Consider the following 15,569-nt stretch of genomic DNA (forward strand, 5'->3'; position numbering starts at 1 on the left):
CCCTTTTGGGCATACCTCTTTTAATTGCTGACAAACCTTATAAACTTGGATAAACACAAGTAAAACAAATTAAAAATAGTTCCCCAAAATTAAATACCATGCGAGCGAAAATGCAGAAATACCTCAAAGAGACCCTAAAATACGTGGTGCGATCCAAGCCCTTGATTCAAAAAGAAATTAAGGAAATAGAGCGACTCAGCTTGTTGACCCCTGATGAATTGACGCTCCATAATGAACAACAGTTTTTAAAAATATTTAGAAAGGCCATTACAAAGTCCAAATTTTACAGGCGTTTTTATGCCGAGGCAGGAGTGACCATCAATGATATAACCTCTATAAAGGATTTGCACAAGTTACCAATCCTTACCAAAGAGATCCTACGGCAAAATACCGAGTTGGTCCCTACGCAGCCTTCCTGGCTTTTGATATCGGCCAACACCAATGGCACCACAGGGAACCCCTTAAAATTATATCACAGTTACAAAAGCATTAAAAAAGAACAGGCCTATGTCTTTATAAACCGTAGAGATAGAGGGTTTACCTATGGGGAACCCTTGGTATCCCTTAAGGGAAATTTGCCCAAAAACATCTTTAAATTAAAGGTGCATGTCTCCAATACCCTATACCTGTCCAGCTTTAATCTCAATACCAGTATTACGGAAAAGTACTATGCAGAACTAGTAAAGTTTAAGCCTAAGGCCATAGAAGGCTTCCCCAGTTCCTTGTACAACCTCTGCCTACTCCTAAAAGAAAAGAAACTGCAACTACAAATTCCAATAGCCTTTACATCCTCGGAAACCTTATATGATTTTCAACGGGAACTCATTGAAAAAACTTTGAACACCAAATTATATGATTACTATGGTACTACGGAGCGTAGCATTTCCTTAATGGAAAAGCTGGATCAGCAGGGTTATATGGAAAATCCTGGCTACTCCATCAACGAATATCACAAAAACAAGATAATTACCACCAGTCTCATAAAAGAAGGATTTCCCCTAATCAGGTACGAGGTCAACGACAGGATCAGGTTCGGGGATAATAATCCCAATCCGCTATTTATACAAAAAATAGACGGGAGAACAGATGATGTGGTCATTGCCAAAGATGGTTCCAAAATTGGCCGTCTGGATTATTTAATACGAGGAATCAACAACATCCAAAACGCACAGGTGGTACAGGAAAAAATTGGGGAACTGACCATAAATGTATTGGCGTCCGAAGCCTTTGGGGAGGATGACATAAACCTAATTCAGAAAAAAGTAGATTATTATATTGGCAAGGATAATATGGACATCAATATTCAACAGGTAAACGAAGACGAATTGATATATACCTCCGGCAATAAATACAAATACCTTATTTCTAAAGTTGAGTAAATGCAGGCCATAGACAGATCTTTTTTAAACCTAAAAACCTATTGTGAGGCTGAAAACTTTAAGGGCTGGGATCCCTATGACGGCCTTAATTCCAAGGTGTTTAATGCCACCCCTCTAAAACATTGGGATTTGGCCAGACTGGTATGGATACAAGGTTTTAAACGCTCCCCCATCAATTTCCGGAAATTGTTCGCAGTGCCCAAGCAACACAATGCCAAGGGTATTGGGCTATTTTTAAATGGGTATTGCAATTTATATCAACTTGCAGAAAAAGGGGAATTCCGTTTTGGGACCAAAGAAGCTATTCTAAAAACAATAACGGCCTTGTCCGATCTGCTTTTACATATGCAGCACAAGGACTATTCAGGGGCTTGTTGGGGCTATAATTTTGATTGGCAGGCCCGTAGGCTGTTCTTATTCCCTGCCCACACCCCTACCGTGGTGGCTACCTCTTTCTGCGTACAGGGACTGGTAAAGGCCTATGATATCACCCAAAATCAGGAATACCTGCATACGGCCCTGAGTGCTGCCAATTTTATTACCAAAGACCTGAACAGGACAGCTTTTAACTCGGGATTCCTATTTTCCTATTCTCCCCTCAAGGGAAATGATACGGTTATCAATGCAAGCCTCTTAGGGGCCAAAACCCTATCTATATTATATAAATATTCCAAAGATCCAGAACACTTGGAACTGGCCCGTACTACCATAAAGGCCTGTTGCGAAGCCCAGCAAAAAGATGGTTCCTGGGTCTACGGCATGCTGCCCGTACAAAATTGGATCGACAGTTTCCATACGGGCTATAATTTGGATGCCATGCAGGTTTATCAAGATGCATCTGGAAATATGGAATTTAAAAACCATTTGGAAAAAGGCTTTCAGTACTACATCCAAAATTTTTTCTTGCCAGATGGAACCCCCAAATATTATCACGACCAAACCTATCCCATAGACATTCATTGTCCCGGGCAGTTATTTGTCAACCTCTCGTTACACCGCAAATTTCCGGAAAACAAGGAATTGGCCGATAAGGTAATGCAGTGGACCCTAAACAATATGCAGGACAGGCAGGGCTATTTTTACTACCAGCTAAAAAAGAGGATAAGCTCCAAAATATCCTATATGAGATGGAGCAATGCTTTTATGTTCAACGCAATGAGTTATTATCTATTGGAAACTAACAAAACAAATGGAATTTAAAAGTTTAAATGGGGTAAAAACATACGCTCCCCAATCCAGAGTGGAATTGATGGATTATGCCATGGCCCAAAAAAGTATCTTGGTAGCGGTGAATGCAGAGAAGATTCTACATGCCACGGATGTAACCCGCGCCATTATTAATAGGAACGTGGGCTACCCGGACGGAACCGGCGCCGTTTGGGCCTTACAAAAAAAGGGGCACCATGATACGGTTAAAATTCCCGGGTGTGAACTATGGTTAGATATCGTACACCGCTATCACAACTCCAAAACCTTTTATCTGGTTGGGGGGCAACAGGCGGTGATAGATGCCACCGTAGCCAAGTTACAGACCCATTTTCCTGGGATCAGGATCGTAAATTACAGAAACGGCTATATTAAAACCGTAGAGGAACAAACCGCCCTTATAGAGGACATTGTATTAAAACAGCCCGATATTGTTTTCGTTGCCATGGGCTCTCCCAAGCAGGAGTTGTTAATGGAGGAGATACAAACCCAACACCAGGCCCTATATCAAGGCTTGGGCGGAAGTTTTGATGTGTATATAGGAGCGGTAAAACGTGCTCCGGAGTGGTGGGTGAAAAATAATCTGGAATGGGCCTATCGCCTTATCAATCAGCCCAGCCGTATTAAAAGACAAATTCATTTGGTGCGCTTTTTTGTCAACCTACAACTGGGCAGATTATAAATCCATTCGTAAACAAGTCAAACAGTCTTAAGGAAATAAAAGATGATAAAAAAATTAACGCTTATTGCAGGAGCCCGACCCAATTTCATGAAGATTGCCCCCATCATCCATGCCATTAAGGCGGCAAAAGCTCAAGGAAAGGAGATAGACTACCGTTTGGTGCACACAGGACAGCACTATGACAAAAAGATGTCCGGCGATTTTTTTGAGCAATTGGACATCCCGGAGCCCCATGCCAATTTGGAGGCAGGTGGCGGATCTCAAGCCGAGCAGACGGCCAACATCATGGTCCGTTTTGAACAGGAGCTCCTGGCCCACCCTACAGACCTTGTGCTGGTGGTAGGTGATGTTACCTCTACCATGGCCTGCGCCATTACCGCACAAAAACTGCATACCAGGGTAGCCCATGTGGAAGGGGGCATTAGATCCAATGATTGGACCATGCCCGAGGAAATTAACCGTCTGGTGACCGATGCCATAACCAATTACTTTTTCACCACCTCCGAAATTGCCAATGCCAATCTTAGAAACAGCGGCATAAAAGAGGAAAGTATTTTCTATGTAGGCAATACCATGATAGATACGCTCCTAAAACAACGGCCACGTTTTACAAAACCCCCTATCTGGGATGCTTTAAATTTAGAGGACCGAAAGTACTTGGTCATGACCCTGCACCGCCCGGCCAATGTGGACCAGGAGGCACAATTAAAAGCCCTGATAGATGAAATTATAGCCCATACCCAAGACCTGCCCCTTATTTTTCCGGTGCATCCACGGACCGCCAAAATTTTGAAAAATATTGGTATTTCACATCCTAGGCTACACATGGTGGAACCCTTAAGCTACCTGGAATTCAATTATTTGGTGGAAAGGGCCAAGGTAGTACTTACGGATTCTGGGGGCATTACGGAGGAGACCACGGTGATGGGGGTACCCTGTATGACCTTGAGGGACAATACCGAACGGCCCGAAACCATTACCCAAGGCACCAACGAGCTTATAGGTACCAATCCCAAGGCCATTGCCCCTGCCATGGAAAAATTGTTCTCCGGGCAATGGAAAGCAGGTAGTACCCCTCATTTATGGGATGGTAAAACAGCGGAAAGGATCGTGGAACATTTGTTAACGTTATAGACAAAGTCCCTGCTTTTTAATTCCCTTAAAAAGAGGTAATTTTGCCTTTATTGCCCAAGACGGAAACCCTTGGTTGGAAGTGGAAGCTACAGATAATTTTTATGTATTTTGGAGAAAGATGGGGCGTAAGGTGGAAAATTGCAAAAAATTAAGATAAGAGCTGCCATAGGCCGTAGTTCAAAAAAAATTAAATTCTAGGAGAAAGATGAAAGAAACACCCTATACGATAGAACATTTTGAGGAGGAGGAATCCTTTGAACTCAAAGAAATTCTTCAGAAGTACCTACGGTACTGGCCTTGGTTTTTGGTCGCAATTGTTTTCTGCTTAGGTATAGGGTATGCCTATATGCGCTGGGCCCCAATCATTTACAGGTCCCAGGCCAAAATAAAGATCATAGACGAATCCCAGGAAGTGGATATTGCTTCCAATGCACTCTCTTTATTGGGAGGAGGTTCCAAGATTAATTTGGAGAATGAGATCGAAATCTTAAAATCGTACCGCATCCTTTCCCAGGTAGTGAACGAATTGCACCTGGACATATCCTTTTACGAAGTGGGGAATGTAAAGACCAGACGCATTTGGGCCCCACCCTTTCAGATTACAAGACATATAGCGGCAGACAGTTTAAATAGCTCCATGCCCTATTTTATCGAATTCAAAGGAGGAGCCGCCAAGATAACCGATGTAAATGAAAAAGTATATACGCCCAATTTAAAGGAACCCGATCTTCCCACGGAAGGACTTCCCTTTGATATTAAAATGGTAGAGGGCATTGACCCCATCTTTTACGAAGGTATTACCTATAAAATGGTACTAAACCCCTTAAAAAGTACGGTATTGGCTCTGGCTAATACCATACAAGTGCAGGCCACCAACAAGAACAGTGAAATTCTTTCTCTCTCCTTAGAAAGTGAGAGTATGGACCTCAACGAGGCCATTCTAAACACCTTGATAGAAAAATTTAATCAGGACGGGGTCCTGGACCGCCAATTGGTAAGTCAGCGTACCCTGAACTTTATAGACGAACGCTTCCTCTACCTGAGCCAGGAATTGGATTCGATTGAAGGCGGCAAGGAGAGCTTTAAGCGTTCCAACAACCTTTCCTATATAGAAGCAGATGCCGGGATGAGCCTCCAAAGAAAGTCGGAGACAGAGGAAGAAGTGATTAAACTGGAGAACCAGATTTCCATTTCGGAAATCCTAAAGGAAACGGTCATCAACCAAAGTGATTACGGCCTCTTGCCCGCCAATATAGGGATAGAGAATACCAGCCTTAACAACCTGGTGGCCGGTTATAACGAAATGGCCCTGGAACGGGAAAAACTCCTGCCCACCGTAGGCAGCAACCACCCTACCCTACAGAACCTGAACGGCCAATTGGAACGGGCCAAGGTCAACATCATAAAATCTGTAAACATCTACAATACCCAATTAAGAAATTCGCTCAGACAATTAAAACTGGAGGAAAGCCGGGCCGGCTCGGTCTTTTCCAGATTGCCGGAAAAGGAAAAAATGCTGCGCTCCATAGAACGGCAACAGAGCATTAAGGAGAACCTCTTTTTACTCTTGTTGCAAAAACGGGAGGAAGCCGCCATTAGCTATGCCGTAACCGCGCCCACCGTGAAGGTAGTGGACTACGGACTTACCAATAACATTCCGGTATCGCCCAAAAAGACCATGGTCTATGCCCTTTCCTTGTTGGCAGGGTTGTTCCTGCCCTTTGCGGTGCTCTACATCCGCTTTACCCTGGATACCAAAATACACGAGCGTACCGACATAGAAAAGCTAAGTTCCGATATCCCTGTGGTAGGCGAGATTCCTTTCTTTAAGGACGTAAAAAAGAAATTGGAAATCAACGACCGCTCCCTAATGGCGGAATCGTTCCGCATCTTAAGTACCAATGTGGACTATCTGCTTACCCAAAAGGAAAAAGGGACGGGGCAGTTGGTCATGGTCACCTCCTCCATTAAGGGCGAAGGCAAGACCCTTGTGGCCCACAATCTCTCCCTGGCCTATGCCAGTCTTAACAAAAAGGTACTGTTGATAGGTGCCGATCTTCGAAATCCGCAGCTACATAGCTTTTACGGTATAAGTGTAAACCATTTAGGCCTTTCGGATTATCTAAAGGATCCGGGAATGAACTGGAAAGACTGTGTGGTGATGAGCGGTAATGACAATCCTACCCTGCAGATCTGCTTTGGTGGTTCCGTACCTCCCAATACCCCACAACTCCTGTCTAGCTCCGGTTTTGAAAAATTCATCAACGCCGCCAAAAAGGAGTTCGACTATATCATTGTGGATACCGCCCCGACCATGTTGGTCACGGATACCCTTTTGATCTCGAAATTCGCCGATGCCACGGTCTTCGTTACCCGTTCGGGCCTAACGGACAAGCGTCTCTTGGAATTCTCAAAAAACTTGCACAAAACCAAGAAGCTTAGAAACATGGCCTATGTGGTCAACGGTGTGGGCAATGGCAAGGCCAAAGGATATAACTACGGCTACGGCTATGGTTATGGGAGTGGGAAGTAGAAAGGTGTTGAAATATTCAAAGTTCAAAAGTTGAAAGTCGCCGCTTTCACAATAAGCAATTAGCAATGATCTGTGTTCCTCGGCCAAAAGCTAGAAAGCAAATTAACACATTGACTCATTGCTACATTTTCAAATTTCGAAATTATTTCATTTTTGTGTTCTGTTCATTTTTTGCATCGCCCAAATGCGTAGCATTCATGAATACCATTAAAAATTAATAGACCAGCCCATGAATAAAAAACGACCAGGGCCGAACAACCAAGGTGCGGGGTACCTTGTGGTTAGGAGGAGCCAGCTGTAGCCTAGGCAGGCTGATTTTAAATTTCTTTAAATCTACGCACTTTCCACAGCCGCGCCGTCCAGGCCGCTTTCACTTGGGTGAAATGCTCTTTGGACGGCTTCCACCTTCCAATGTGGAAACTACTTGATTTAAGACGAAATCGAAGATTCACGAAAACCTATAAAAAATAATAATAACCACTTAAGTAAATTGAAAATAGGCCGGTCCTTACGTTCCGTCAACCTTCATGTGGGGATAAGTCATTTTCCGTTATTAAAAACCTTTGGGCATAGCCGTTAAGAATTATTGAAGCCTTGGAAATAATTTAATCATTGGTTTGACTAAATTGCTCCTATTAATAAAAACTATTTATCAAAAAAACACGACTGATCAAATTAACCCATTGATTCATTATTACATTAGTACATTGACTCATTGGTGCATTTTCAAATTTTCACATTAACTCATTTTTGTGTTCTGTTCATTTTTTGCATCGCCCAAATGCGTAGCATTCATGAATACCATTAAAGATCAATAGACCAGCCGATGAATAAAAAACGACCAGGGCCGAATAACCAAGGTGCGGGGTACCTTGTGGTTAGGAGGAGCCAGCTGTAGCCTAGGCAGGCTGATTTTAAATTTCTTTAAATCTACGCACTTTCCACAGCCCCGGCGTCCAGGCCGCTTTCACTATGGTGAAATGCTCTATGGACGCCTTCCACCTTCCAATGTGAAAACCACTTGATTTAAGACGAAATCGAAGATTCACGAAAACCTATAAAAAACAATAATAACCACTTAAGTAAATTGAAAATAGGCCGGTCCTTACGTTCCGTCAACCTTCATGTGGGGATAAGTCATTTTCCGTTATTAAAAACCTTTGGCATTGCCCTCAAGGTCCTTGATCCCTTTCCGTGAGCAAAGAACGATTAGCAATTAACAATGATCTGTGTTCCTCGGCCAAAAGCTTGAAAGCAAATTAACACATTGATTCTTTATTACATTAGTACATTGACTCATTGATACATTGATACATTGATTCATTGATTCATTAAACCATTGCTACATTTCCACATTAACCAATCTTCAAATCTTCACATTATCTCATTTTCAAATTAATACATTGATTCATTGGTGCATTTTCAAATTTTCAAATTAACCCATTTTCAAATCAAAAAAAAACCCCCATCAATTGCTTGACAGGGGTTTGTAGTATATAATAGAAATTCTTATTTCACTTCTTCGAAATCTACGTCTTCCACGTTATCCGCTTCTTTGGCATCCCCGTTGGAAGATGCTGTATCGGCGTCACCTGCCGGGGCACCTTGCTGTGCTTCCGCCTGGGCTTTGTACATTTCCTCCGAAGCCACTTTCCAAGCCTCGTTGATCTTGTCCAACGCTGGAGTGATCAGGGCCAAATCCTTAGCTTCATGGGCTTTTTTAAGCTCTGCCAAGGCATCCTCAATAGGTTTCTTCTTATCCTCGGATAATTTATCGCCAAACTCGGTCAATTGCTTTTCGGTCTGGAAGATCATTCCATCGGCCTCGTTCAATTTATCGGCGGTTTCCTTCGCTTTTTTATCCGCTTCCGCATTGGCTTCCGCTTCCGCTTTCATCTTTTTGATCTCTTCCTCTGTCAATCCTGAAGAAGCCTCAATTCTAATGTCCTGGGATTTGTTGGTAGCCTTATCGGTAGCCGATACTTTTATAATACCATTGGCGTCTATATCAAAGGTAACTTCAATCTGTGGGGTTCCCCTTTGTGCTGGTGGAATACCGTCCAAATGGAAACGACCGATAGTCTTGTTATCCTTGGCCATTGGGCGCTCTCCCTGTAGCACGTGGATCTCAACCGATGGCTGATTGTCCGCTGCCGTAGAGAATATTTGCGATTTTTTGGTAGGGATGGTGGTGTTGGCCTCTATCAATTTGGTCATAACACTACCCATAGTTTCAATACCTAAGGAAAGTGGTGTAACGTCCAAAAGCAGTACGTCTTTCACATCTCCTGTCAATACCCCACCTTGTATAGCGGCACCTACGGCAACCACCTCATCCGGGTTAACCCCTTTGGAAGGCTTCTTGCCAAAGAACTTCTCAACCGCATCCTGTACGGCAGGAATCCTGGTAGAACCACCCACCAAAATAATTTCGTCTATATCGCTCTTGCTTAAACCGGCCGCTTTTAGGGCTGTATTACAAGGCTCAATGGTACGTTTAACCAAATCATCAATCAATTGCTCAAACTTGGCCTTGGTCAAGGTACGTACCAAATGCTTAGGTCCTGAGGCCGTAGCGGTAACGTAAGGAAGGTTAATTTCGGTCTGTGCTGAAGACGACAACTCAATTTTTGCCTTTTCGGCAGCCTCTCTCAAACGTTGCAATGCCATGGCATCCTTACGTAGGTCTATCCCTTCTTCCTTGTTGAACTCATCGGCCAACCAGTCGATTATTTTTTGATCCACGTCATCACCACCCAAGTGGGTATCCCCATCGGTAGCCAATACTTCAAAAACACCGTCTCCCAATTCCAGGATGGAAACATCATGTGTACCTCCACCAAAATCGAAAACCACTATTTTTTGATCCGTGTCCTTTTTGTCCATACCGTAGGCCAAAGAAGCTGCGGTAGGTTCGTTAATAATTCTTTCTACGGTAAGTCCGGCAATTTCACCGGCCTCCTTGGTAGCTTGTCTTTGCGCATCGTTAAAATAGGCAGGAACGGTAATTACCGCTCTACTAACAGTCTGTCCTAAATAGTCTTCCGCCGTTTTCTTCATTTTCTGAAGGATCATTGCCGAAAGTTCCTGAGGGGAATATAAACGTCCGTCTATATCTACCCTTGGGGTATCGTTATCTCCTTTTACCACTTTATAGGGCACCCTTTCCGTTTCCTTGGTGGATTCGGAGTACTTATTACCCATAAAACGTTTTATGGAATAAATGGTTTTATTTGGATTAGTAACTGCCTGTCTTTTGGCAGGATCTCCTACTTTAATTTCGCCACCCTCTACAAAAGCAATGACAGATGGAGTAGTTCTCTTACCTTCTGCGTTTGGGATTACAACAGCTTCGTTACCCTCCATAACCGAAACGCAAGAGTTTGTTGTTCCTAAATCTATTCCAATAATTTTACTCATGTTTATATATTTACTGTGTTGAAAAATCTTTTTAGCACTCGGGTCTAATAAGTCAATGATTGTGCCATGACAAAAAATATGACAAGGTGTCAGAACCATCCCAGCAATTGACCAGATAATGCATACATACAGGCCAATTTGGGCATTCCCCCTTGGCCAAAAATATGCCAAGGGGTCGTGCTTTCCTTTACTAGTCCCAATAGTGTCCTTTTCAATGTCCCCTATTGGGAGCTATCCATTGCAATCACTAATGCGTTTTTTTGTTAAGGTCTAAAAGTTGAAAGTCGCCGCTATTACAATTAGCAATTAGCAATTAGCAATGATCTGTGTTCCTCGGCCAAAAGCTAGATAGCAAATTAACACATTGATTCATTGCTACATTTTCAAATTTCGAAATTATTTCATTTTTGTGTACTGTTCATTTTTTGCATCGCCCAAATGCGTAGCATTCATGAATACCATTAAAAATCAATAGACCAGCCGATGAATAAAAAACGACCAGGGCCGAACAACCAAGTTACGGCGTACCTTGGTTAGGAGGAGCCAGCTGTAGCCTAGGCAGGCTGATTTTAAATTTCTTTAAATCTACGCACTTTCCACGGCCCCGGCGTCCAGGCCGCTTTCACTTGGGTGAAATGCTCTATGGACGCCTTCCGCCTTCCAATGTGGAAACCACTTGATTTAAGACGAAATCGAAGATTCACGAAAACCTATAAAAAACCTGTCTGCCGACAAAGGCAGGCCTGTCTGCCGAAGGCAGGCAATAATAACCACTTAAGTAAATTGAAAATAGGCCGGTCCTTTCGTTGCGTCAACCTTCATGTGGGGATAAGTCATTTTCCGTTATTAAAAACCTTTGGCATTGCCATCAAGGTCCTTGATCCCTTTCCGTAAGCAAAGAACGATTAGCAATTAGCAATGATCTGTGTTCCTCGGCCAAAAGTTAGATAGCAAATTAATACATTGATTCATTGGTGCATTTTCAAATTTCCAAATTATCTCATTTTTGTGTTCTGTTCATTTTTTGCATCGCCCAAAAAACGAACCAAAAAACGCTAGGCTGATTTTAAATTTCTTTAAATCTACGCACTTTCCACGGCCCCGGCCTCCAGGCCGCTTTCACTTGGGTGAAATGCTCTATGGACGCCTTCCACCTTCCAATGTGGAAACCACTTGATTTAAGACAAAATTGAAAATAGGCCGGTCCTTACGTTCCGTCAACCTTCATGTGGGGATAAGTCATTTTCCGTTATTAAAAACCTTTGGGCATAGCCGTTAAGAATTATTGAAGCCTTGGAAATAATTTAATCATTGGTTTGACTAAATTGCTCCTATTAATAAAAACTATTTATCAAAAAAACACGACTGATCAAATTAACCCATTGATTCATTATTACATTAGTACATTGACTCATTGCTACATTTTCAAATTTCCAAATCTTCAAATCTTCACATTATCTCATTTTCAAATTAATCCACCATCCTCCTAAATCTTCCTTAATCCAAAATCAATTATATTTGGTTTTAAGAATCAAATCCATCAGAACACCACTATTCTATGAACCTCCTTCAAAAAATTAAATCGGCCTTCATCTTGACCACCCTTTTAAGTTGTGGTTCCAAGGACCAGAAAGCTGGTTTGGACCAGGACCTGGCCATCGGCATTGTGGCGGACTGCCAATATTGCCACTGTGAATCCACTAGCTCCCGGTTTTATAAGAACTCCCCGGGGAAACTGCAAAATGCAGTAGATAGCCTTAACAATGCCCCCTTGGATTACGCCATTCATTTGGGCGATTTCATCGATAGGGATTTTAGTAGTTTTGATACCGTTGGTCCCATCTGGAACAAGCTAAAAACCAAGAAATACCAGGTATTGGGCAATCATGATTTTAGTGTTGCCGATTCCTTAAAACCTTTGGTGCCCCATAAAATGAACCTGAAACAACGGTATTACAGCTTTGTGGAACAAAATTGGCGATTCATTGTCCTGGACGGGAACGATCTTAGTTATCAAGGTGCCATTACCGAGGAAAAGTTGGCACAGACCGATTCCTTATTTACCCTTCTCTCCAAATCCAAACCGCCCAACCTTCATACTTGGAACGGGGGTTTAAGTTTGGAACAGCTTAAATGGGTGGAAAACGAGTTGATATTGGCCCTGAAAAATAATGAAAAGGTTGGATTTTACTGTCATTTTCCCGTACTCGGGGAAGACAAGGTGCACAGATTATGGAACAGTCCACAATTTCTATCACTTATAGACCAATACCCCAATGTGAAATTTTATTTTAACGGGCATAACCATAATGGCGATTACGCCCAACGCCATGGGGTACATTACCTCACCTTTAAGGGCATGGTAGATACCGATAACACCTCCGCCTTTGCCAAGGTCCGTATTACAACCGACTCCATTCTTGTTCATGGGCATGGGCGGGAACCTTCCAGAAAACTAAAGATCAGGGAATGAAAGTTGCAATGAACAATTAACAAATAGCAATAATCTATGTTCCTCGGCCAAAAGCTAGATAGCAAATTAATACATTGACTCATTGATACATTTTCAAATTTCCAAATCTTCAAATCTTCACATTATCTCATTTTCAAATTAACACATTGGTACATTGCTTCATTACCACATTAACCCATTTTCAAATTAACCCATCATCAAATCATCAAATTAACACATTGATTCATTACCCCATTAACTCCATTAGCACCTTGGTATATTTCCCAATATATAATCCTATATTTACCCTAAAAATTTAACCTATTGGAAAATGGAATGCATTAGTGTTTTCGACATGCTCAAAATTGGTGTCGGCCCCTCCAGCTCCCACACTTTAGGCCCATGGCGTGCCGCAGAACGATTTATTGGCGAACTACGGGAAAAGAACGTATTTCATACCATTACCCATCTCCAGGCGGAGGTATATGGTTCCCTTTCCCTGACAGGAAAAGGCCACGCCACCGACCTGGCCATTATGTTGGGCCTTACCGGAGCCGATCCGGTCAGCATTCCCATAGAAAATATAAGTGGGATAATAAATGGAATTCAAGAAAGCAAAAAACTGCTTTTGAACAATTCCCTGGAAATTCCTTTCGATCCCAAATTGGATATCCTATTTAAAAGGGAATTTCTCCCCTTTCATGCCAACGGGATGATCTTTAGGGCCAGCTTGGCCAATGGCAAGCAAATTAAGGAAACCTACTATTCCATAGGAGGAGGCTTTGTGGTAAAGGAAGAACTTAAGCGTTCCAAAAAGAAAATGGAAGTTTTTAAGGCCTTCCCCTTTCCTGTAGAAAAGGGAACGGACCTATTGGCTACTTGCAAAAAAGAAAATAAGTCCATTTCCGAACTCGTGTTGGAGAATGAGCGCTCCCTGCGTTCCAATTCGGAAATAGACCAAGGTCTGCAACATATCTGGGACACCATGTTGGAGTGTATGTACATAGGCTGCCATACCGAGGGGAATCTGCCAGGCGGACTCAATGTGCGGAGAAGGGCCTATGACACCCACCAAAAACTGAAGGGCCACCTCCCCTATACCACTCCTCAGGAATGGCTGCTTACCATAAGAAAGACCGAAGTAAAATTCCGTTCCATCCTGAAATGGGTAAGCTGCTTTGCCCTAAGCGTCAATGAAGTAAATGCATCCCTGGGCAGAGTGGTCACGGCTCCTACCAATGGCAGTGCTGGGGTAATACCTGCGGTGCTCATGTACTATATGGTCATAGAAAACCACGAAGCCAATTTTGAACACATTAAAAAGTTTCTGCTGGTGGCGGGCGAAATTGGCAGTATTTTTAAAAAGGGGGCTACCATTTCCGCGGCCATGGGTGGCTGTCAGGCCGAAATTGGCGTATCGTCCGCCATGGCCGCCGCAGCGCTGACAGAACTTATGGGAGGTAATCCGGAACAAGTACTCATGGCGGCAGAAATTGCCATGGAACACCATCTGGGCCTTACCTGTGATCCCATTGGCGGTTTGGTCCAAATTCCATGCATAGAACGCAACTGTATGGGGGCCATAAAAGCGATCAACGCGGCAGAATTGGCGTTGGACTCCGACCCCGCCAATGCCAGAGTACCTTTGGACAAAGTAGTGAACACAATGTGGGAAACCGCCAAGGATATGAATACCAAATACAAGGAAACCTCGGAAGGCGGACTGGCCGTTGGGGTGTACCTGAGTGATTGTTGATGCATAGAATTGAGAGGCTAGATTTAGATTTTAGAAGCTGGACTAAAGTCTTATGGTGAAAGTAATATAACCAGGTGCTCCTTCCTGTAGAGAGATTGCTTCGTAACCTCGCAATGACGAATTCTTCCAAAATATACCCCATTAGTACATTGACTCATTGATACATTGATTCATTGCTACATTGGTACATTTCCACATCAACCCATTTTCAAATCTTCACATTATCTCATTTTCAAATTAATACATTGGTACATTGATTCATTGCTACATTAATCAATTGCTTCATTACCACATTAACCCATTTTCAAATCTTCACATTATCTCATTTTTGTGTCCTGTTCATTTTTTGCATCGCCCAAAAAACGAACCAAAAAACGCTAGGCTGATTTTAAATTTCTTTAAATCTACGCACTTTCCACAGCCCCGGCGTCCAGGCCGCTTTCACTTGGGTGAAATGCTCTATGGACGCCTTCCACCTTCCAATGTGGAAACCACTTGATTTAAGACAAAATTGAAAATAGGCCGGTCCTTTCGTTGCGTCAAACTTCATGTGGGGATAAGTCATTTTCCGTTATTAAAAACCTTTGGCATTGCCATTAAGGTCCTTGATCCCTTTCCGTGAGCAAAGAACAAAGAACAAAGAACAATTAGCAATGATCTGTGTTCCTCGGCCAAAAGCCAGATAGCAAATTAATACATTGACTCATTATTACATTAGTACATTGGTGCATTTTCAAATTTCCAAATTATCTCATTTTTGTGTTCTGTTCATTTTTTGCATCGCCCAAATGCGCAGCATTCATGAATACCATTAAAAATCAATAGACCTGCCCATGAATAAAAAACGACCAGGGCCGAATAACCAAGGTGCGGGGTACCTTGTGGTTAGGAGGAGCCAGCTGTAGCCATGGCAGGCTGATTTTAAATTTCTTTAAATCTACGCACTTTCCACAGCCCCGGCGTCCAGGCCGCTTTCACTTGGGTGAAATGCTCTATGGACGCCTTCC

General features: G+C 42.8%; 8 protein-coding genes. 7 read left to right on the forward strand and 1 reads right to left on the reverse strand.

The genetic code is table 11. The features are described 5' to 3' along the window. Positions 1–98: 98 nt before the first annotated feature. The 5 genes from C7972_RS18440 (at position 99) to C7972_RS18460 (ending at position 6,934) form a co-directional block, all read left to right on the forward strand. The gene (locus tag C7972_RS18440) at positions 99–1,379 is read left to right on the forward strand and encodes a phenylacetate--CoA ligase family protein (RefSeq protein ID WP_146216351.1); all 1,281 of its coding nucleotides are present in this window, start codon (positions 99–101) and stop codon (positions 1,377–1,379) included. Beyond that, entirely contained in the window at positions 1,380–2,579 is a 1,200-nt protein-coding gene (locus tag C7972_RS18445) for a delta-aminolevulinic acid dehydratase (protein WP_110357639.1), read from the forward strand. It begins immediately after the preceding gene. Continuing rightward, positions 2,569–3,267, forward strand: a complete 699-nt coding sequence (locus C7972_RS18450; protein WP_110357640.1) for a WecB/TagA/CpsF family glycosyltransferase — start codon at positions 2,569–2,571, stop codon at positions 3,265–3,267. The genes C7972_RS18445 and C7972_RS18450 overlap by 11 nt, the downstream gene beginning before the upstream one ends. A 42-nt stretch (positions 3,268–3,309) precedes the next feature. Next, positions 3,310–4,401: a non-hydrolyzing UDP-N-acetylglucosamine 2-epimerase gene (gene wecB / locus C7972_RS18455; RefSeq protein ID WP_110357641.1), complete on the forward strand. Its 1,092-nt coding sequence runs from the start codon at positions 3,310–3,312 to the stop codon at positions 4,399–4,401. A gap of 205 nt (positions 4,402–4,606) precedes the next feature. After that, entirely contained in the window at positions 4,607–6,934 is a 2,328-nt protein-coding gene (locus tag C7972_RS18460) for a tyrosine-protein kinase family protein (RefSeq protein ID WP_110357642.1), read from the forward strand. A gap of 1,509 nt (positions 6,935–8,443) precedes the next feature. Here the strand turns inward: C7972_RS18460 and dnaK are convergent. After that, positions 8,444–10,354 (reverse strand): molecular chaperone DnaK, encoded by a 1,911-nt coding sequence (gene dnaK / locus C7972_RS18465; protein WP_110357643.1) that lies wholly within the window; start codon positions 10,352–10,354, stop codon positions 8,444–8,446. A gap of 1,558 nt (positions 10,355–11,912) precedes the next feature. Here dnaK and C7972_RS18470 point away from each other — a divergent pair. Together C7972_RS18470 and C7972_RS18475 are read left to right on the forward strand one after the other, a co-directional pair. Then, entirely contained in the window at positions 11,913–12,827 is a 915-nt protein-coding gene (locus C7972_RS18470; protein ID WP_110357644.1) for a metallophosphoesterase, read from the forward strand. Between the two features lie 310 nt (positions 12,828–13,137). Beyond that, entirely contained in the window at positions 13,138–14,562 is a 1,425-nt protein-coding gene (locus C7972_RS18475; protein ID WP_110357645.1) for an L-serine ammonia-lyase, read from the forward strand. The last annotated feature ends 1,007 nt before the right edge of the window (positions 14,563–15,569 follow it).

Source organism: Arenibacter sp. ARW7G5Y1 (assembly GCF_003201775.1).
Lineage (GTDB): Bacteria > Bacteroidota > Bacteroidia > Flavobacteriales > Flavobacteriaceae > Arenibacter.